The sequence below is a fragment of the Aerosakkonema funiforme FACHB-1375 genome (assembly GCF_014696265.1).
Taxonomy (GTDB): Bacteria; Cyanobacteriota; Cyanobacteriia; order Cyanobacteriales; family Aerosakkonemataceae; genus Aerosakkonema; species Aerosakkonema funiforme_A.
In genome coordinates, this window is record NZ_JACJPW010000015.1 from 73,432 (window position 1) to 93,216 (window position 19,785).

Sequence of the window (19,785 nt, forward strand, 5' to 3'; positions counted from 1 at the left end):
AGGCACAAAAGATCTACTGGCTTGTTGGTGACATTTAGGGTTTTGCTCATAGCTATCTTATGATTAAGTTGAGCGAACTAGCCCAACGATCGCTTGCACCAAAACGTCTAGCTCAATGGGTTTAGAGATATCTTTTTGGAAGCCTGCGGCAAGCACCTGTTGTTGACAAAGCGTATTTTAAGTCACCACGGCGACCCCTAACGGGGAAAGAACAATGAAACTCCAGCAATCGCTACAGGCTGGAAAGTGGACAAATCGTTACAGGTATAACGAATGCTTTTTCTCCCCAACCTCCAAAACTTTCTGACAGTTGTCATTGAAATTGTTCTGGCTTTATTCTTCGGGATGATGACGCTAGATTTTGTTACAGGATTAGTGAAACTCTGGCATTGTTGTGATTCAAAACTATTATACTGCCAACAACAACTTACGCCACAACAATTAACTGCTTCTCAATCACCGGATACTCCGCCAGCAATCTTTAATCAAGCTAGATTGGTAACTAAACAGTTAGAAAAGCGAACGAAACCTTCCTCTAACCTCGTAAAAGAAGCCGCAGTTGATAGTGAAACACTAACATTAATTGAGAAAGGTACACAGGTTACTATTCGTTCTGTTGGCAAACAATTGGGTATTGCCGTGAGAGTGAACGGTCGATATCAAAGATTGGATTACCTTCGGGCTCAAATCAAATATATTCTCAAATCCCAGCCAAATGAAGTAAGGCAAGCTTTCCAGCAAACTGAACAAAAAGCAGCTTAAAAATTGCTTACGCAAGTAAATAAGTGATAAGCAGAACGCTCTCAACAATGAGTTCCATATCGCTTGTTTACTCACCATGAATACTACATTCGCTAAAACTAGCCATGCCCCCATTCAACAATTGAATAAAGCTGAAAGAAAGCTGTTCTCTTTCGGTATCCAAGTGCGACCTCACCAGCATTTAGGCAAGGTTACATTTCCCGTGCGCTATTGCGGTGCTGGGTTTGGAGTCATCCTGTCATTTATAGGAAACCAACCTACAGAGCAAATGTGGGGTGATTTCTCCAGCACCGCCTATAGAGCTATCAAAGCACATTTCGATGCTTTTTGTGCAGTAGATAGTTTGTAGCTAATACCATCAGTCCGTTTTCGTTGCGTTCACACGCACAGTGGAAACGGACAATTAATTTTTTGGCATTTATGAACCAAAATAACCTGAAAATTCTTCTGCACCAATTAAATCACTACTACCATCAAAGGCGCAAAAATAAGCAAGAGCGAGTAAAACAATTGTTAACCAGACACTTGAACAAATTGCATAGACAAATCCGAAAGCTAATTGAAGCGCAGTAGTTGCTAACAGTGCTAACGCACGAAAAACAATGAATAATTACAAAGGTTGAATTATGCCTACCACAGCTAGTACAATTGTGAGCGATCGCAAGCAAGTTATGAGAGTTTCAGAATTCAGTTTAGTTGAATTGAATTCTGAAGATAGCAATAATAATATAGCAGGTCGCTTGCGTTTTCCACCCCTATGCGCTCGTGCTGCTATTAGGGATATTATTGCATTGCTAATCGAAGATAATGCAACAATTATATCCCAGCATTGTATTGGCGATCGCACCGCTACTACCGGATGGTCAAGTTTGGTATTTCATGCACCAGTAAGCACTTATCAACAGTTAATGCAAACTGCGCGACCATCAAATTTACAGGTAGTTAGAGATAGTACTGCTATGTTATTGCAAGAGCTATTAACGGCTAATCAAGGTACTCCCAATCCTGTTGAAAAGGTAACAAAAGTAGAAGCAAATGGTGCTACAGTTACAAACGAGCCAGTAGAGCTAGCTTCCTCAGAAATTGATGCAGAAGATGAATCATCAGATGAAGTTCCTGCTGAAGTAGCAGAGTGGTTAGTAATTTCCGAGCAAAAGAGCAAATTTCAAGATAGGGATACTGCTGAAAATTCGGTTGTATGCTCTGAAACTCAAGCAGCCTTTCCTGAGTCCAATTCTAACAACCAGATGGCTACAGAAGAACAACTCAAACTACTGACTCTCGCTAAGTTGAAGGAACTGGCATTAAAACATGATATTCAAGGTCGTTCGACTATGACCAAGAATTTGGCAAGCGCCCATAAACTATTAGTACCTAAACTCGTAGGATTGATTGCATCTGATGAAATTTGAATAAAAGGCTATCCCGCTTAGTGATGAGCGGGATAATATTTGTCATCCGCGATCGATTTGTTGATAAATTACATCGTTTACAGCTTTTCCAGAGGCGATCGCGTGATACCACTTTTATCTAACTTCTGCTCCAGTTCTATGATAAACGCAAAGTCTTCCGGCGGTAAAAGCTGGTTTCCGCTGTTGACTTTACCTACTGTTTGCTCGTTTTCTAAAAATGAGAACGCCTGTCTAAATTGATACGGACTTGTCTGGATAGGCGCATCAAAATGGCAGGCTATAATCTGCTGAAAATTCCAACTAGCTACTTTATCAGCCCAGTCAAGGGTTTTCTTAGGTGCGTGGTCGAGAATGAAGATTTGCAAAATGGGAGCTACAAAAGGTCTTCCGCCCCCTCGCAGTCGATCGAACGAGCGCTGCCAGTCATCTTTCCACCGGAACGGAAACAAACCAAAATAAGCTTTTTTCGACCTATCCGGTGCTTTCAAGGCATCGCGAAACGCCTGTTTGAGCGATACTGGCTCCAATGCGCTCGGTGCGAAGTAAAGTGCAAACAAGCATATCCGCTGCCATCCTTTGCTGCGGTTTTCCTCGCTATCAGTAATTACATCTAAGGCTGTATCTCTGGCGTGGAACAGCAAGGCATAGGAGTCTAATTGAACGATTGGAGGCGGCGCTTCTGGTACTGCCAGCACTGTATCTGTTAGCAGCAGCGTGCGCGAGTTTTTGTGGAACAATGCTACTTCCACAAACGACCCGCGTCCGAGATTGATATCCAATATGGCGTACTCAAAATCATCAGCAAAGGGTGCTAAGCTACTGTCTTCCGGTAGTACGTGAGTCCGATTTCGAGGAAAACCGAGCCAACTTAAAGGCAAGTTTATCGGATAACTCCACTGAGAAGGTGTTACAAAAACCTGTGCTGAAGGAAATTGTCTGGCAAATGGGCCAACAAAAACTTTGTGTTCCAATCCAGAGGCAGTTGGCAGGATGATGTACCTAACATTGCCGTGAATAGCTACCAACTCTTTGACAAGTTTGATGCACTCTTTTGTCGGTGCGATCGGGGCATAAACTAGCAGACCGCCCTTTGAGAGCTTAACAACGGTCATGCGAATCGGCACGACAGTATATAAGATGCCTTGTATTTGATCGAATGTCCAGATGGTATCTTCGTAAGCTTCTGTGCGAACTGTCCGACGCTTGCTGTAGGGGTAGAGCGGCACCAGAGGCCAAAAACCCCATACCCAGTCTCTAGGATTGATGCTCGAACTAGCCTGCTGTGGTTTGGTTTCTTGCCCTTCTTGAAGTGATCCCATCGGCTCCACACTTTCCTCGATAATCTCCTAAATTTTTAAATCTTTATTTCTTTATATTTTAAATAATTCTGAACCTATCATCTATATTTTAGCAAAGCTAACGCTTTTACATGAACGAACATTTAAAAGCGTTTAACCATAATGCACAGACATAATTTCGCTCAAAATATCAATCTCGGTTTGCATACTAACTGCGGTAAGCTCAAGTTGGTAAACTGGATTTTAGCTAAATGCCAAGCAGCAGAATTTCTCGGTCAAGACGGAGATGCCGGATTGCGAAAAGTATTTCGGGTATTACCGGAAATTAAATCCTACGGCGATGCTTTGGAATGGGCAATTAACCAAGGATACCGTTAAAAATAATTTAACTTCGAGTTCCCTCTCCGGGGACTAATTTTTTTGTTTGGCTCGCTCGTATTTGTTAAGTAGAAGCTAATAAGCAGCTTACCATCCTTGATGATTGTGATCGAGAAATTGTTTATCACAGTCCTTGCACAAATAACGTAGCAAAAAGCGTAGAGGTAATATTAAGTTGGAATAATTGATTTCTCCAAAGTGCGATCGCGACATTGGTCGCACAGCTAAACCTAACTCAAAAGGAAATCCCCACAGATAGTTCAGCACATAGTCTAACCATAGAAGCTAAAACTCTATAGCTGAAGCTATCAGTGAGGAAAGTTCCAAACTTCCATCAAAGAAGTTTTGGCGCAATCAGTTTTTACGCCCTAGATGGATGTCCGTTTATTGAAAGCATTTGCAGCCTGTCCTTCTGACTGTGGTGTAACGGCTTTTTCAGCACACAAAGCGATCGGTAACATAAATACGTACTCGGACAGTTTTTGGTTAGGAGGATGTCCTAGCTCAATAGATTTGCTATCCTCACCTTGAGCAGAAACGGGTAAAAAGTAGATATTGTCTCCTGAGCTAAAAGTGTGTTTGACAGTGGCGACTAACCGAACGCCAATGGTATCAACCAGAGAAGTTTTTAACGGTTGTAATTCCTCGTCTTCTTCTAGCGCATTGCCAATATTACCTAAACATTTGAGTGCTTCATCAGAGATAAACTTGCTAATGCTTTTTTGCAGTTCTATCCCTCGACTATTGGCAATTTGTGTTCCCGTACCTCCCAAAGAGTATAAACCTGCAAAAGATTCATTACGATAGTGTCGCGAAGGAACCAAAAGCCGCCGTTGCTTCAAGGATTCGTAAAAATTGGTGAAGAAAAAGCGTGCTGTATCATCCTCATTGACAAACAAATCGATTTTGGGAATAACGCAGACAAATTTGGTCGTTTTTAGATGTTCAGCGCCCTTTTGATCTTGAAGGTCGCTCAGTAACTTTTGGAGGAGTTGCAACTGACTAACTTGTGCAGCATTTTGACGAGAGGAGTTAACCCGATTGTAGTTATCTTCCAATCCTTTCCAAGTCCCGTCTTGATCTCCTTTAGTCAGCTTTTCTCGAATAGAAGGTTCGATGGACAGGTCGAAAAAGAATACAATGGTTTCGGCGTTTTTGAGAATCCGCAATACCCAAGGTTCGGAGCCACTTTTAGTTAAACTCTGAGCAGCAACTTCTCCAGGGATATCGGTAAAAACAAAGTGACTTTTTCCAAAAGAAGTGTTGGGAAATTCAACTGATAGTTTGATACTCCGTCTAACACCCAGAGGATTTGGTTTTGGCATTCGTCCTGCCCAATATTCTTGATTCAACTCGTTCATGCGAGCTTCATCATCGGGGGAGTCAAAACTAACTGTAGCACCAAGCGCCGCCGCGTTGGTATAGAAAGTGGTAAAGCCTGTTAGCATCACGGTAGATTTGCCAGTGCCAGGGCTACCCAATAAAATGACAGAGTGGGTTTCTTCTGGTTTAGGATACCAACCGCATTTGTCATTTTCCCAATCGTAGTTAAGCAAATTATTTGTAGTAGAATTTTCCGGGATATCGCCTACTAAACCACTGCAAGCGAAATGCACAAATTTGTAAATTTGAGTACCCAAAAACTCAACAATTCTGGCTACGACATCAGGCTGATTTCCATTTACTGCACCTGAACCTAAAGCAGCTTCATTCGTAGTTGGGTTAATTCCCAGTTGACGCACTGCTTGGACAAATTTGGAATCCCATCCTAAATTAGGATTGCCTAAAACTACTTCAGAGCAAAGGAGACGATGCAGTAATTTGGGAGAAACGTATGTCAGGCGAGGGAGAATAAACAGAACATTCGTTTTGATGCCGATTAGGGAGACAACTTGTATGTTTTGTTGACTGCGATGCCCTAACATCAGCGCTAAAATAAATTGAATTCGCAGAACTGCTTCGGCTAAATTTGGATCGGGAGTTCCATTCAGCGCTTTGTCAAGCTGTAGAATGCACTTGAGATAAAATAAAAGGTTAGGACAAACTTCATCCAAAAGTGCTTCTAAGCTAGCCCGTTCACCGTAAAATTTCTTCATCCATTGGGCAACATATCTTTGCTCGAAGATCAAATCGATTAATGGCCCAGATAAAGAGCGAGGTTCTAATCCAGATAGTAAGATTTCCTTAGCACGGTTGTAAATCTTTTGTACCTTGTCTTTATTAGCGTCTAGATTGGTAGCAACGACAGCTTCAAAATCGCTACGCCTGTAGAAGCTCCAGAAATTCTGTCCCCACTCGAAATAGTCGATATTTTTGCTAACGTATTCCTCGACAGCTTGAGCGCCTTGGGTATTTTTGTAGACTCCACCTTCTGCTAAGAATGGATTGTCAGCTTTTTCTTTGCGGTAAGAAGAGTTGACGGAAGTAGATTTAATGCCAATAATATTGATCTGTTCGAGAACGGCTTCCAGACCTTCTAAAAAGCTGCGATAGTTGGTGATAGAACTATCTAATTCTAGTCGAGCTTTTTTGGTCAAAATCATATCATAAGTACCTTGGCGGCGAATACCAAGAATGGAACCACAAGCAGGGCAGGTGATGCCGCTGTGTCCGGGTTTTACAGTTTCGAGAAAGTCTTTAACTGTGTTGGATGTCATTGTGTAATTCCTTGTGAAACTTCTGTCTTTTTATCGGGAGAGTTTGAAAAAAATATGCTGGGTTGGCTGGAAAAAGAAAAAATTTTTACTAAGTTGTTAAGGAAGATAAAGCGAAAAGCGTTAGAAACCAGGTTATTTAGAGAAACCTGGTTTCTAACCAATTTTGTTGCCTTTTCTCAGCTATAGTTATTTATTCCAATCGCGTTACCCTTTCTCTGAGGATGATTTGGCGACCTTGTGTAACAATTAGTTCTTGGGCTGTAAGAATATAATGCACATTGCCGTTAGCTGCGACAAATTGGCGACTATTATAACTCCTGAGAGGTAGAATAATGCCACCGAGTCTGCCATTTTTGTCAACAGCGACATACATGGATGGTCTACCATTGATGCCGCAAATATAAACTAAGAAGTTTCTGGTTTCGGCGAAAACGTAGCGAACCATGTTAGGGCAACTTATGGCTGGGATGAACTGTTGTGCTATAAGTTGGGTTTGTGGGATAGGGTGGGAAGTGCCTAAAGTTTGAGATGCTGGTAGCTGAAGAATGGCGTTAACGGTGGGATGAGTTATCGCTGATGCTTGCGCCACTATGTTGGAAGTGAAAAACAAGGATACCCCGACACCTGCTAAAGCAGTGATGGATTTGGTTAATTTGAGGGACTTCATAGCGGCTACTCCTTACAACAAAAGCCTTTCAGCACTTCTACACCACTGTTTTGAGGACTAAATCTAGTCCGCGTGGAAGCTTGGCTGTTTGTTTATCGGTATAGAGTGAGGAGAATATGCAGGTTTTTTGGGAACAAGGTCAGCAATTTGAGGAATACTGTGGATAATTACAGTAGTTCTCCCCCTTTCAGCTATGCGTCCCTGGAAGCTTACTTTAAGTAGTGTTAGTCTTCTGGTAACAGTTTCGACGGCTTTACCGATTAATTTGTTAGTGCCTTTTTCGGTTCCACAGGTTTTGGCTCAGACGGTGGAGGAACGGAAAGCGGAAGCCGATCGACTGTTCCAGCAAGGTCTTGAGCAGTATCATACCAGTCAAATTGAAGTTGCTTTGCAGTCTTGGAAACAAGCATTGACTATGTATCGGGAGATTAAAGATCGTCAGGCTGAGGCGAAAGTACAAAGTTTAGCAGTTGCACGAGAAATCAAAAACCTTGTGGGTGAGGGGAGCGCTTTGTGCAATTTGGGTATTGCTTATGATTTTCTTGGAGACTATGCCAAGGCAATTGAATACCAGCAGCAAAGTTTAGTAGTTGCAAGAGAAATCAAAGACCGTCAGCTTGAGAAGAATGTGCTGGGAAATCTGGGCAATGCTTATAATTCTTTGGGAGACTATACCAAAGCGATTGATTATTATCAGCAGAGTTTTGCAATTGCAAGAGAACTTAAAGACCGTGTGGGTGAGGGGCAATCTTTGGGGGATCTGGGCAATGTTTATAATTCCTTGAGAGACTATACCAAAGCGATTGATTATTACCAGGAGAGTTTAGCAATTGCACGAGAAATTAAAGACCGTGATGTTGAAGGTACGGCTCTAAGGAATCTGGGCAATGCTTATAGGTTCTTGGGAAACTATACTAAAGCAATTGAATACGTGCAGCAGAGTTTAGCAATTGCACGGGAAATCAAAAACCGTGTCGGAGAAGGGGTAGCTCTGAACAATCTAGGTGCTTTTCTTGGTGAATTAGGCAAGTTCTCAGAAGCAGAGATAGCATTGCGGGATGGAATAGAGGTTTGGGAATCTCTACGAGTAGGTTTGGGTAGCAGAGATGCTGAAAAAGTGTCAATTTTTGAACGACAAGCTGGCACCTATCAAATATTGCAACAAGTTTTGATTGCTCAGAACAAGATCAATGAAGCATTAGAAGTAGCTGAAAGTGGACGTGCTAGAGCTTTTGTGGATTTATTAGCCATAAATCTAGTATCTCCAGATTATAATACTCCGTCTTTGACAGCTAAACATATTCAAAAAATTAGTAAAGCGCAAAAGGCGATAATTGTTCAATATTCAATTATTTATAATAAGTTCAAAATTAAAAGAAAAATACAAGGACGTGAATCAGAATTATACATTTGGGTAGTCAAACCGACAGGTGAAATTGCCTTTCGCCAGGTCGATCTCAAACCCCTATGGCAGCAACAAAACACTTCTTTACAAGAACTCGTTAGCAAAAACCTCGAATTAGTCTCCGCAGGTATCAACAGAGGTGAAAGCGATAATCCAACCCTTTCCAACAATCCATCTTTTGCCCCTGGAGACTTAGTAAGACTCAATAACGATCGCCCTAATTACCCAGCATGGCAGGTAGTTTCTGTCAATCCCCAAAATCGCACGGTAAGACTCAGGCAACCTTCTTTCGCGGAAGGCGTAATTATAGAACGCCCGATCGCAGATGTAACCAAAGTATCATCTCCCAACGCACAGAACAAGCGCTTGCAGCAACTCCATAAACTCCTCATCGAACCAATAGCCGACTTACTGCCAACTGACCCCAATGCCCGTGTTATCTTTATTCCCCAAGGAGCCTTATTTTTTGTTCCATTTCCAGCATTGCAAGACGCTGACAACAAATTTTTAATCGAAAAACACACTATCCTCACCGCACCATCGATTCAAGTTCTCGACTTAACCCACCAACAGCGTCAACGAGTACCGGGAACAACTAAAGATGTGCTAGTAGTAGGCAACCCCACAATGCCGGAAGTTTCGCCTTTTCCTGGGGAACCTGCGCGACAATTATCTCCTCTCCCTGCTGCGGAACGGGAAGCAACGGAAGTAGCACAAATGTTCAAAACTCAAGCGCTGATAGGGAATCAAGCTACTAAGACGGCTATTTTATCCCAACTGTCCAAAGCCAGAATCATTCATTTGGCGACTCACGGACTATTGCATGATTATACAGGTGGGGGTGTACCAGGCGCGATCGCACTCGCTCCCTCTCCTAACGATAACGGTTTGCTCACCGCTAGCGAAATCCTAGATTTGAAACTCAACGCTGAATTAGTTGTCCTAAGTGCCTGTAACACCGGAAAAGGGCGCATTACTGGTGATGGCGTAATCGGGTTATCTCGTTCTCTGATTTCCGCAGGCGTTCCCAGTGTAGTCGTCTCCCTGTGGTCAGTACCCGACGCACCAACAGCATCCTTGATGACCGAATTTTATCGCCAGATGCAGAGAAGTCCTGATAAAGCGCAAGCACTACGTCAGGCGATGCTTACCACTATCAGAACACACCCCAATCCTAAAGACTGGGCAGCTTTTACCCTTATTGGCGAAGCGGAATGAGAAAGAGTTACATATTTTTCCAATCCTCTCCCGATACATAAACAGAAAGTAACGGAGTTAAGACAAGAGGCGATTATGGCAACGACTTTACCACAGATTGCACATTATCTCGATGAACGTGGTTGGAAATACAAACTCGATGAAGAGAATAACTGCATCATCACTGGGGTCAAAGCTAAAAACGTTGAGAATTTTTGGCTTGTTATCAATTTAATGGAGAACGGAGAGTATTTTCAGATGGTAGCACCCCAACTGCTAACGGGAGTGAAAGATCATGTATATAAAGGGGTGTTGTTTCAAACTTTATTAGCACTTTCTTGGGAAACTAAGATGGTGCGGTGGGAATATAACCAGCTTGATGGGGAAGTTCGCGCCTCAATTGAGTTTCCTTTGGAAGATGGCGGACTTACTCAAAGACAGTTTGATAGATGTTTAAATATGCTGATTCAGTTGGTCGATGAGTTAGCAATGCCACGACTTAAAACAGTGCTGGAAACTGGAGAAGATCCCAATCAAAAAGAGTTGGGGGAAAGATTATTATTGAGTCTGCAAGAGATTTTACCAGATGGGTCGCTGGGTTTGTTGGAACAGGCGATCGCAGCCCGCAAGCAAAGAGGAATTAGTTGATGGATAGATTGATTTAATTTTGGCTTAATACTACTCGTTGTGAGGATAATAAAAACAATGAAAATTGAACGAGAAAATGAGGAAAAAATGTATTCGACTTTTCTCCAATTTAAATGGATGAATAATCATCTCGTTGTTCCAGATGATCCTTGGCGATCGCACCGAAAATTACAACAGAATGCTAGGAAAGTTATCCAGTTAACTCCGACAGCTAACGAGCGAAATTTAGCAGAATACTGGATAAAAGACTTGCAACTTAATGCTATATCAATCATTTGGTTTTGGTTGCTCCTTCGAGAATATAATTGCATGGCTGGTATTCTATTTTTACGCGAACCCCCATTAGCTAGATTGCATTTATCAGCTTATTTTGAAGAAAGTTGCTTTTGGATTGCCCACAAATTAGCTCTAAAGCGATCGGGAAAATCATCCTATTCCTACTTGTTTCAGGAATACTTTCAAATAGCTAGAGTCATAGCTGCTCAACCCGAAAAAATTTTGCAAGACTACGACCCTAGCCGCAGTAATAGCGTCAAAAGCGTCAAAAATTGGGGTCACACAAAACTCGTAACTGCTATCTTAGAGATAACAGGTGAAAAGACCCATTCTGATGCTGGACTGCTGAGACGGCAGACTAAAACTTCTCTGAAAAAAGCTTTACAAGAAGAGGGTATTACTGAAAAAAACTTAACGTCTTATTTACTGGCTTGGCAAAGCTTTAAGGATAATTATACTCCTGATACACCTAGAAGAGGTCAACCACTTCCTTGGCCTAATGTTGAACATCGGAACAACATTGCTAATGAATACAACCAGCAAGTAGATAAATATAAGCAGCAATTAATTGTACTAATTAAGCTGTCTTTTATTTATATAAATTGTCTGGCTGGTGCGTTATTTTTTCTCACACTACAAGCGGATTTTAAGTTAGCACCTTCGATGACCGCAGAAAGCATTAATGCAGAAAGCATTGATAAATTACTTAAGTTCTGTGTTAAATCCTTACGGAATAGTAACGAAATTCAGGTGTCTGAGCTAGAAGAGTTTGACGCAATTGCTGACCAAGAAATGATGTATGAAAGTGAGTCAGGAATTGAGGGGTTTAAGAATGCAGAGATCGGAGAATGTCTATCAAATGCCTTTTCCTCCCTACCGAAAGAGGCACAAATTATCTTGAGGCTTTGGCATGGCTTAGGATTTAATCAGGGTGATGTTGGGGAGTTGTTTGGAATTGAACGGAATCAAATTGCTAACAAAATAAAAGCTTGGCGTAGCTCGTTATTACGGGATTTGATCAAATATTTAGATCAGCCAATGACTGCTCAAGAAATTAATCAGAAGTCAAAAAAGATGGATTTGTGGTTTACTGATTATCTTAGAGAACAGTTCGTATATTTTTTATCCAATACCCTTAATAACGAATTCAATGGCGATGTACCACTCCTACAAAAGTGCTATAACAAGGGGAGGTTTGATCTGAAGGCTGGAGCTAATTACCTAAAAATCCCCGAAACTGAAGTCAGTCAAAGGCTTGAAAAACTTAAGGAACATCTGGAATATCGATTGACAGACTATGTAGGCAGTCAATTAATAGCAGAGGTAGATCAAATTCTGTATGAAGCCTTGAGTACAATAAATTTAGCGAAAACATTGACTATAGATTTAGTCAATCAAAGACTAGCTGAGTTTATGACTTCAGTCGTTCAAGCTAAGGCTGAATTTTTAGATGAAGAAAATCAAGATATCGCTAAATTTGTTGAAGAATGGTTGACCAAAGACAAAACGGGGGTAGAGTAATGAAATTAAGTATACAGGAATTAAACCAGATTTATGCCGATCAAATTTGTCTAGAATTTTCTAGTCAAGACCAAGATAAAGCATGGCCTTCTGAAAACGAATACTCCAATGATTCAGCTAGGTGGAATGCTTATCTGAATCGACTTTGCTTGAGCAAACTAATTAATTGGTTGGCAGAAAATACGGAAGCTGAAGTAAAAGTATTTCCCAGCGATAAAGTATTACCAACTTTTTGGGAATTTGTCAATGGCACGGCAATAAATATTGGAAAAAAGAGAATTGTTTTGATTCCCTGCGAAGCTAATAATACAGAAGAATTCTGCGTTCCTCAAGAATGGGTGGATATTCCTACTTGGGCAGCAGACTATTATTTAGCGGTGCAAATTCACCCCGATGATGGTTGGTTGCGTGTGTGGGGATATGCTACTCATGAACAGTTAAAACAATTAGGAAATTACGATAGACTTGACCGCACCTATTGTTTAGAAGGACAGGATTTAATTGCTGATTTGGAGGTGTTGTGGATAGTGTTGGAAATGGGTGCGGATGAAAAAGCAGTGGGAAAGCCTCTCCCTATTTTGTCAATGAAGGAAGCAGAAAAACTTGTGCAGCAACTTAGTCGTCCCTCTCCTTCTTCTCCTCGGTTAAAAATAGATTTTGAACAGTGGGCAGCATTGTTAGAAAATGATACTTGGAGGCAGCAATTGTACGAACAGCGACGGCAGCAAGTTTTAACACCAGCAGTGATATCTGTAACTCCTATTACGGCTACAAGATCTCAGCGCACAATGGTAAATCTATCTAATTGGTGGCAGGATCTTTTTGAGTCGGGATGGCAAGCAGTAGAAGAACTTTTCGGGACACAAGAAACCAATCTTGCTTTAGCATTTCGCGGTCGAGGAAGTAGAAGAGTTGAACTTGATGATACCGAACTTGATGATGCAGTAACAATTAAGAGACAAATTGAATTGTTAAGCAGTAGTACGAATGAAGATAAACGAAAAAAAACGGCTAAAAAACTAGCCAAAAACTTAGAGTCGCTTCTCAAGAACGATTGCAACGATCGAGAAGTTAAATCTTTAGTAGAGGAAGGAGTCAAAGCATTAGTTAGGGTGATTCGTACTACTGATAATGAGGAAACCCGTTGGACTGCGGCTGAGGAATTATTAATAATAGATCCTAAAAATCCGGCAACTGGTAAAAGAAGAATCAAAGATTTAGGAATGCAGTTGGTGGGTAATGCTGTAGCTTTGATGGTATCAATCTTAGAAAAACCACAAGGGAAAGTAGCTGTACTTGTGAGGCTGTATCCGATGAATGATAAGGCTTATTTACCACCGCAGTTGCAATTAACAATACTTGACGATCGCGAGGCTACTTTTTTGGAAGCGAAAGCAAGAGAGAATGATAATTTTATTCAACTCAAGTTTAGCGGGTTATCAGGCGATCGCTTTGGTGTTAAAGTCTCTCTAGGAGATGCCTCGATTACAGAGGATTTTGTCATCTGAGGTCAAGAAACACTTTTAAGGGCTAGCAATGGGTAAGTTAGTTGTCCTTAAGTTTGGCGAGGGTGACTGGGAGGCAGGATTTCCAGTCACTCTGCGAATTGGGGCGGAAGGCGATCGCCCTTTGGTGGAACTCGCTGGTAAGTTACCCCCTGCGCCAGAAATACCCGAACACTATGGCGAGTGGCGAGAGGCTTTTCTCGATCTCCTTGAGGAACAGCGAGGATTAGAGGAACCTGCTACACAAGTGACGAATGGCTCGGAGAATATTGAGGAGTACCGCGATCGCGCTAAAAAATTGACCCAAAAATTGAAGCAGTTACTCAATGCTTGGCTCAATTCGGAGCCGTTTCGCCCCATTAAAGACCAAATGCTTTCAACACTAGAGTCGAACGAGCCAATTCGGGTGATTATTCAAACAGATAACCTAGAATTGCGACGACTCCCTTGGCATCTATGGGATTTTTTTGATTCTAAGTCTCATCCTAAAGCTGAAGTGGCAGTAAGCGCCCCAGAATATGACCAACTGCAAAAAAGAGCAACCATGAAGGCGAAGGTCAGAATCTTAGCTATTTTGGGAGATAACGAAGGAATCGATCTTGATAAAGACCGGGAATTTTTGGCAAGATTACCGGAAACAGAAATTGTCTTTTTAGTAAAACCGCAACGGCAAGACATTAATGACCAACTTTGGGAACAGGATTGGGATATTTTATTCTTTGCAGGGCATAGCCGCACGAAGAAAAAAACAGGAGAAATTTATATTAATAAAAATGAAAAGCTAGCAATTAATGATTTAAAGTATGGCTTAGGCAAAGCGATTCAACGAGGTCTGAAGCTGGCAATTTTTAATTCTTGTGATGGATTGGGTTTAGCGAATGAATTAGAAGAATTACAGATAGGGCAAATTATTGTGATGCGGGAGCGAGTCCCTGATAAGGTAGCCCAAGAATTTTTGAAGTATTTTTTGAGTGCATTTGCTGAAGGTCAGTCTTTATATTTGTCAGTGCGCTCGGCACGAGAAAGGTTACACGATGATGGAATCGAAGATAAATATCCGGGGGCAACTTGGTTGCCTGTAATTTGTCAGCATCCAGCTGAAGTGCCGCCAACTTGGAAAGAGTTACTCAAAACTTCAGAAATACAGCGTAGGCTAAGTTTCCGTACTGTGCTTCTTGCAAGTTTGCTTGTAACAGGATTGCTGATCGGAATACGACACTTTAGAATACTTCAGCCAATAGAACTGTGGGCATTTGACCATCTGATGCGACAGCGACCATACAATGACAAGCTAGATCCGCGATTGTTGATAGTTACTGTAACTGAAGAGGATCTTGAATATCAAAAACAGATGAAGATGGAGAGGCAATCAGAATCCTTATCAGATCAAGCACTGGCAGGAGTTCTAGATAAAATTACACCGCATAAACCGCGAGTCATTGGTTTAGATTTATATCGAGAATCTCCAGTAAAATTAAAATATCCAAATTTAGAAAAGCATTTGAAAAAAAATGAACGTTTGATTGGAATATGCCAAGTTGGTGGCACGTCGCCTCCTCCTGAAATCCAAGAAGAAGAACGTCTGGGATTTAGCGATATTCCCGAAGACCCCGATGGTGTTATTCGTCGCCAACTGTTGGGTATGTCCAAAACTGATAAGTCTAGTTGTCAAACACAACAATCTCTCAGCCTCCTGGTTGCACTGCGTTACTTGGCAGAAGAAAAAATCTCGCCTATAAAATTTACCCCAGAAAAAAATTTACAAATTGGTAACGTAATCTTGAAGCAATTAACAACAGATGCTGGGGGATATCAATTAATACCGAAAGAAGCTTTAGGCTACCAAATTTTAATTAATTACCGTGCTGCTGATTCAATTGCTAGGCAAGTTACTCTTAAAGAAATTTTAAACGGTTCGATTGATGCTGAACTCTCCAGCCTTGTAAAGGATCGAATTGTTCTTATCGGTACGATCGCTTCAAGTTATAAAGATTTGCATCTTACCCCATACAGTGGGGGTGAATGGCCGATGAAAATGCCGGGAGTAGTCGTTCAAGCTCACATGATCAGTCAGATCCTCAGTGCTGTATTAGATCGGCGGCCTCTACTGTGGTGGTGGTCTTCTGAAATCGAAATATTTTGGATTGCTAGCTGGTCTTTAGTAGGAGGTGTACTGGTATGGTACTGGCGATCGCTACTCTATCGGATACTAGCGATCGCCGCTGCGCTAGGTATCTTATATGGAGTTTGTTTTGTCTTATTGCTGAAAGCTGGTTGGGTGCCACTTGTCCCGTCGGCGTTAGCTTTGATATTTACTGGCATCACTGTAACAGCATACACTGCCTTTATTAATCGAAAAAAGCAATAGATATTTGTACAGGAAATTATGAATCAAATGAAGTTACTTGTTCAAAAACTTTCTCTTCCCTTTTCGATCGCTTGGATAACCTTGAACTTTACTAGCAATGCCACAACTGTACAGGCACAACGAACTACCTCAGATACTAATCGCGACTTTATCCAAGCACAATCATCAAACCAACAACCACTGGATTTCTCTGGTACGGGAAGACCTGATAGGCGCACAACAGGAGGCAGTCGTCGCGGATGTCCAAGCGTAGATATACCCCTGACTCCCTTAAGACCTGAGTATATGGGGTCAACTGTCTCAGAATATCCTACCTTTTGGGTTTATGTCCCTTATAATTCCAACCAAATACAATCTGGTGAGTTTGTATTGCAGGATGAAGAAGCAGATAGAGAAATCTACCGAACTCCCTTTACGCTGCGTGAAACACCAGGGATTGTCAGACTTCGCTTGCCGTCTAATCCGCAATATGCTCTAAAAATCGGTAAAACTTACCGTTGGTACTTCAAACTTTTTTGCAATACTCAAGATAAATCAGTATATGTTTTTGTTCAAGGATTGATACAAAGAGTTCCGCTAAACTCTTTAGCACCGGATTACAACGCCTACGCTATTAGTGGCATTTGGTATGATGCTTTAACCGATTTAGCTGACAAACGCCGCAGGGCTTTAGATGATGCTGTACTGAAAGAAAACTGGATAGCTTTGTTAAAGGCTGTTAAATTACAAAATCTGGCTGAAGAACGTCTAGTAGAGTGCTGCACGCCTGAAAAAAATTAATGAAAAGTATCAAAGCCAATTTCCTACTAAAACGTAAGCAGCCCAGTAATACGGAAGCTTCCAGTCTTTTTGTTCTTGATTAGTCAACATAGCTATTTGAGCCTTTTGAAGTGCTTCTGCTTTAGTTATATTTTCAGTAGTATTGCCATTAATTAACTGGCGATATAACTGACTCATAAATTCAGATGTGGACTCATCATTGACTGGCCACAAAGTCGCTAATGTACTGCGTGCCCCCGCTCGCACGGCTACCCCAGCCAGCCCCAAAGTTGCCCGATTATCTCCAGCAGCAGTTTCACAAGCACTAAGGATAAGTAGTTCAATAGGAACCGAATTATCGGAACGGTTAATTCGCAGTAATTGATCTAACTCCCTCACTTTAAGAAGTTTATCCCATGTCAGGATAAAAGTTTCTTCTGGATTGGAACTGAACTGTCCATGAGTTGCTATATGAACAATATTAAATTTAGCTGTTTCGATTTGTTTTTGAAGGTTAGTTTTGATAAAATCTTGATTTAAAAGTAGCTGGCTTCTGGGTACTGTAGATTGAATTCTTTTCAATTCTGTCGGCACGTTTGGTAATGCTTCAAACTCTTTATCATCATCAAATTTACGTCTTTCACTAATTCCAGCTGTTATAGCACTTAACTTATTTTGTCTCAGCGGTCGGGGGCTTAAGAGTTGCAGACCTGGTGTGAGGGCTATAGGATACTTCTGCACCAAATATTCTTTATTATCGGCATCATAAAGAACTGCCATTGGAATATTACGCAAAAGGCCATCCAGCACAAATACTAATGTTTTTACTTCGCTTTCAGCTAACTTGGTCTGTCTTGGTCGGATCAACCAGTCATATACCTTTTGGGATAAGCTATTAACGTCACTTGCAGTTGTGGCGACATCTGACAAGTATTCCCGCAGTTTTAAAAGGATATTTTCTACTTCATTTTGGGGTATCCTAGTTCTGTAGTGTTGTAACTTATCTTGCTTAGGCAATTTGAGAACTACCTCTAATCGTTCTTTCAAGATAATTGCATAAAAAATTGCTGTTAACGGTTTAGTTTCGTCAACTACTTTGTCAAGTATTTCCGGTTTTGCATCTAAACAAGCATCTCGAAAGAAATCATTTAACTCAGCTAACTGAAGCGCTTCAATTGCTTCACGAGCTTGCTTGAGGTTTTCTTGACTGGGTTCATCAGGTCGCAACAGTAAATCAACGAATTCTCGATAAAGAGGTTCTATACTATCGCGAAAATTAAACTGGACTTCTGGACTAATACTAACCAAATCACCTCGTAATGACTGAAGGTTCCTAAAGGCTGAAGTGTAAGCAGCGATCGCTCCTCGGTCTGCATCGGTACTTTTGCTTTTCTCCTCTGCCTGAGTTTGAAGTAAGCGTCCTAATTGCCATTGCCAACGATAGGCAACGTCTGGGGCTTTAATTGATGAAGTTAGGCTTAAAGCCTGTCTTGTGAATTCTTCAGCTTTAGGCAAATCTCCTCTCTGTTGGTATACCGCACCACGATATCCAAAAGCATAAGCAGAAGCGCGTCTATCTTTTAACTTTTGAGCCCGTTCAAAGGCATCACTTAAAATTTTATCTAAAATTTCATCAATCTTTGGCAACGAAGAAACATCTGATAGAGGCAATTTTTTTGTTTCTTTGGATTCTTTATGCAATGAATTACACTGCTGAATAACAGGAGATGACAATTCTGGAGTTTCGTTTTCGACTGCTTGCTGTTTTAGGCAGATTAGACTTTGAGCTAGGTTAATTCGCGCATAGATAGATTCTCTACTAGCAGGTAATTTAGTAATTTCAGGTTCGATTTGAGGCCACAAAGCTTGTGCTTCAGATAAGCGCCCTCTATTTTCAATTAACAAACTCAGTTGATTCAGCTGTGCTTGAATCTTTATTGTAGGAAAAGTAGAGGTAGCCGCTTGTTGATAGTATTCTAATGCCTTATTGGCGTCTGGCTGGGCGCGGGCAGTATTTCCTAAACTTAGCTGCGCTTCATTTTCATCAATAGGAGATGACAAATTTTGTGCTACTTCTAAACTTAGCTGTAATACTTTTTGAGAACGGTCTAAATTACCAGATACCCGCAGGAAATCACCTAGTAAACGCAACCCTGTTGCTTTTGTAGGTGAATCTGGTAATGCTTCAAAAATGGAGAGAAAATAATCTGGTTTTTCTGGGGTGGATTGGGTAGCTTTAGACAAGGCTTCGCAGTCTATATTTTTAACCTCTAAAGCTTGGAGTAAAATTTTGCAAGAACGAGGGTAAAGACCTAAATCTTGTTGAGCTTGGGCAAGATTGAGCAAACTTTGCGCCATTCTTTCTTTCTCGTTCATTCGCTCATAAGTATTAGCAGCTTTTTGCCATGTTTCTATGGCTGTTTCTGTTTGCCCAGTTGTTAGTTGTAATTGTCCTTGTATATCGAGGGATTGAGCAAGGATTCTTAATTTTTCTGGGGTATTTTGTTGTGTTTGCAGGAGGTTGAGGCTTTGAGCGATCGCTTCTTCTGCTTTATCCCATTCTGCTAGTTGCTGGTATGTTAAAGATAAATTGCTTAATGCCATTGCTTGATTCAAAATATCGCCTGCTGCGGCAAAAGTAGAAGCTGCCTGCTGCCAAGTACGTGCTGCTTCGCCAAAGTCTCTTATTTCGTAGCTGCGTTTAGCCTGTTGTACCAGTTGTAATCCCGATGGCTGACTTTGGACTATTGGTATTTGTGCAGAAACTTGGGCAACAATAGAGGGTAAACCCAGTGAAAGAACAAATAATAATGCTGCTACAATTAGCAAGCGTCGTCTGTATAATCTTTTGACAACCTTCAGCCAATTGCCAGTCGATCTATTATTTTTTAATTTTCTATTGAAGTTAGTCTGATTATTTCGCATTTGATGT

Annotated in this window: 14 protein-coding genes; 10 read left to right on the top strand and 4 right to left on the bottom strand. The window is 41.2% G+C overall.

What is annotated here, in order from left to right:
• Positions 1–273: 273 nt before the first annotated feature.
• The 3 genes from H6G03_RS08160 (at position 274) to H6G03_RS08170 (ending at position 2,174) form a co-directional block, all read left to right on the top strand.
• Entirely contained in the window at positions 274–762 is a 489-nt protein-coding gene (locus tag H6G03_RS08160) for a hypothetical protein (RefSeq protein WP_190463819.1), read from the top strand.
• Between the two features lie 76 nt (positions 763–838).
• A complete protein-coding gene (locus tag H6G03_RS08165; RefSeq protein ID WP_190463820.1) occupies positions 839–1,111 on the top strand; it encodes a hypothetical protein in 273 nt (90 codons plus the stop codon).
• A gap of 277 nt (positions 1,112–1,388) precedes the next feature.
• Positions 1,389–2,174, top strand: a complete 786-nt coding sequence (locus tag H6G03_RS08170; RefSeq protein ID WP_190463821.1) for a hypothetical protein — start codon at positions 1,389–1,391, stop codon at positions 2,172–2,174.
• A gap of 77 nt (positions 2,175–2,251) precedes the next feature.
• Here the strand turns inward: H6G03_RS08170 and H6G03_RS08175 are convergent, their stop codons facing one another.
• The gene (locus tag H6G03_RS08175; protein WP_190463822.1) at positions 2,252–3,493 is read right to left on the bottom strand and encodes a DUF4336 domain-containing protein; all 1,242 of its coding nucleotides are present in this window, start codon (positions 3,491–3,493) and stop codon (positions 2,252–2,254) included.
• 141 nt (positions 3,494–3,634) lie between these two features.
• Between H6G03_RS08175 and H6G03_RS08180 the strand changes: the two genes are divergently transcribed.
• Positions 3,635–3,850, top strand: coding sequence for a hypothetical protein (locus H6G03_RS08180; protein ID WP_190463823.1), 216 nt, complete (start codon positions 3,635–3,637; stop codon positions 3,848–3,850).
• A gap of 368 nt (positions 3,851–4,218) precedes the next feature.
• On the opposite strand, the gene H6G03_RS08185 is transcribed toward H6G03_RS08180, so the two are convergent.
• Together H6G03_RS08185 and H6G03_RS08190 are read right to left on the bottom strand one after the other, a co-directional pair.
• Positions 4,219–6,507 (bottom strand): TRAFAC clade GTPase domain-containing protein, encoded by a 2,289-nt coding sequence (locus tag H6G03_RS08185; RefSeq protein WP_190463824.1) that lies wholly within the window; start codon positions 6,505–6,507, stop codon positions 4,219–4,221.
• Positions 6,508–6,697: 190 nt separating this feature from the next.
• A complete protein-coding gene (locus H6G03_RS08190; protein ID WP_190463825.1) occupies positions 6,698–7,174 on the bottom strand; it encodes a hypothetical protein in 477 nt (158 codons plus the stop codon).
• Between the two features lie 193 nt (positions 7,175–7,367).
• On the opposite strand from H6G03_RS08190, the gene H6G03_RS08195 reads away from it, so the two are divergent.
• The 6 genes from H6G03_RS08195 to H6G03_RS08220 all read left to right on the top strand — a co-directional run bounded on the left by H6G03_RS08195 (position 7,368) and on the right by H6G03_RS08220 (position 16,874).
• Positions 7,368–9,797 (top strand): CHAT domain-containing protein, encoded by a 2,430-nt coding sequence (locus tag H6G03_RS08195; protein WP_190463826.1) that lies wholly within the window; start codon positions 7,368–7,370, stop codon positions 9,795–9,797.
• Between the two features lie 75 nt (positions 9,798–9,872).
• Positions 9,873–10,424 (top strand): hypothetical protein, encoded by a 552-nt coding sequence (locus H6G03_RS08200; RefSeq protein ID WP_190463827.1) that lies wholly within the window; start codon positions 9,873–9,875, stop codon positions 10,422–10,424.
• Positions 10,425–10,481: 57 nt separating this feature from the next.
• The gene (locus H6G03_RS08205) at positions 10,482–12,221 is read left to right on the top strand and encodes a hypothetical protein (protein ID WP_190463828.1); all 1,740 of its coding nucleotides are present in this window, start codon (positions 10,482–10,484) and stop codon (positions 12,219–12,221) included.
• Positions 12,221–13,729 (top strand): DUF1822 family protein, encoded by a 1,509-nt coding sequence (locus H6G03_RS08210; RefSeq protein ID WP_190463829.1) that lies wholly within the window; start codon positions 12,221–12,223, stop codon positions 13,727–13,729. The genes H6G03_RS08205 and H6G03_RS08210 overlap by 1 nt, the downstream gene beginning before the upstream one ends.
• A gap of 28 nt (positions 13,730–13,757) precedes the next feature.
• Positions 13,758–16,094, top strand: a complete 2,337-nt coding sequence (locus tag H6G03_RS08215) for a CHASE2 domain-containing protein (RefSeq protein ID WP_190463830.1) — start codon at positions 13,758–13,760, stop codon at positions 16,092–16,094.
• Positions 16,095–16,121: 27 nt separating this feature from the next.
• Positions 16,122–16,874: a DUF928 domain-containing protein gene (locus tag H6G03_RS08220; protein WP_190463831.1), complete on the top strand. Its 753-nt coding sequence runs from the start codon at positions 16,122–16,124 to the stop codon at positions 16,872–16,874.
• 9 nt (positions 16,875–16,883) lie between these two features.
• On the opposite strand, the gene H6G03_RS08225 is transcribed toward H6G03_RS08220, so the two are convergent.
• On the bottom strand, positions 16,884–19,778 hold the full coding sequence (locus H6G03_RS08225) for a CHAT domain-containing protein (protein WP_190463832.1): 2,895 nt from the start codon (positions 19,776–19,778) through the stop codon (positions 16,884–16,886).
• Between the last annotated feature and the right edge of the window lie 7 nt (positions 19,779–19,785).

Coding starts and splice junctions, on each gene's coding strand:
- H6G03_RS08195 (WP_190463826.1), top strand. CDS start 7,368: ATGCGTCCCTGGAAGCTTACTTTAAGTAGTGTTAGTCTTCTGGTAACA.
- H6G03_RS08220 (WP_190463831.1), top strand. CDS start 16,122: ATGAAGTTACTTGTTCAAAAACTTTCTCTTCCCTTTTCGATCGCTTGG.
- H6G03_RS08180 (WP_190463823.1), top strand. CDS start 3,635: ATGCACAGACATAATTTCGCTCAAAATATCAATCTCGGTTTGCATACT.
- H6G03_RS08215 (WP_190463830.1), top strand. CDS start 13,758: ATGGGTAAGTTAGTTGTCCTTAAGTTTGGCGAGGGTGACTGGGAGGCA.
- H6G03_RS08210 (WP_190463829.1), top strand. CDS start 12,221: ATGAAATTAAGTATACAGGAATTAAACCAGATTTATGCCGATCAAATT.
- H6G03_RS08190 (WP_190463825.1), bottom strand. CDS start 7,174: ATGAAGTCCCTCAAATTAACCAAATCCATCACTGCTTTAGCAGGTGTC.
- H6G03_RS08185 (WP_190463824.1), bottom strand. CDS start 6,507: ATGACATCCAACACAGTTAAAGACTTTCTCGAAACTGTAAAACCCGGA.
- H6G03_RS08205 (WP_190463828.1), top strand. CDS start 10,482: ATGAAAATTGAACGAGAAAATGAGGAAAAAATGTATTCGACTTTTCTC.
- H6G03_RS08160 (WP_190463819.1), top strand. CDS start 274: ATGCTTTTTCTCCCCAACCTCCAAAACTTTCTGACAGTTGTCATTGAA.
- H6G03_RS08170 (WP_190463821.1), top strand. CDS start 1,389: ATGCCTACCACAGCTAGTACAATTGTGAGCGATCGCAAGCAAGTTATG.
- H6G03_RS08225 (WP_190463832.1), bottom strand. CDS start 19,778: ATGCGAAATAATCAGACTAACTTCAATAGAAAATTAAAAAATAATAGA.
- H6G03_RS08200 (WP_190463827.1), top strand. CDS start 9,873: ATGGCAACGACTTTACCACAGATTGCACATTATCTCGATGAACGTGGT.
- H6G03_RS08175 (WP_190463822.1), bottom strand. CDS start 3,493: ATGGGATCACTTCAAGAAGGGCAAGAAACCAAACCACAGCAGGCTAGT.
- H6G03_RS08165 (WP_190463820.1), top strand. CDS start 839: ATGAATACTACATTCGCTAAAACTAGCCATGCCCCCATTCAACAATTG.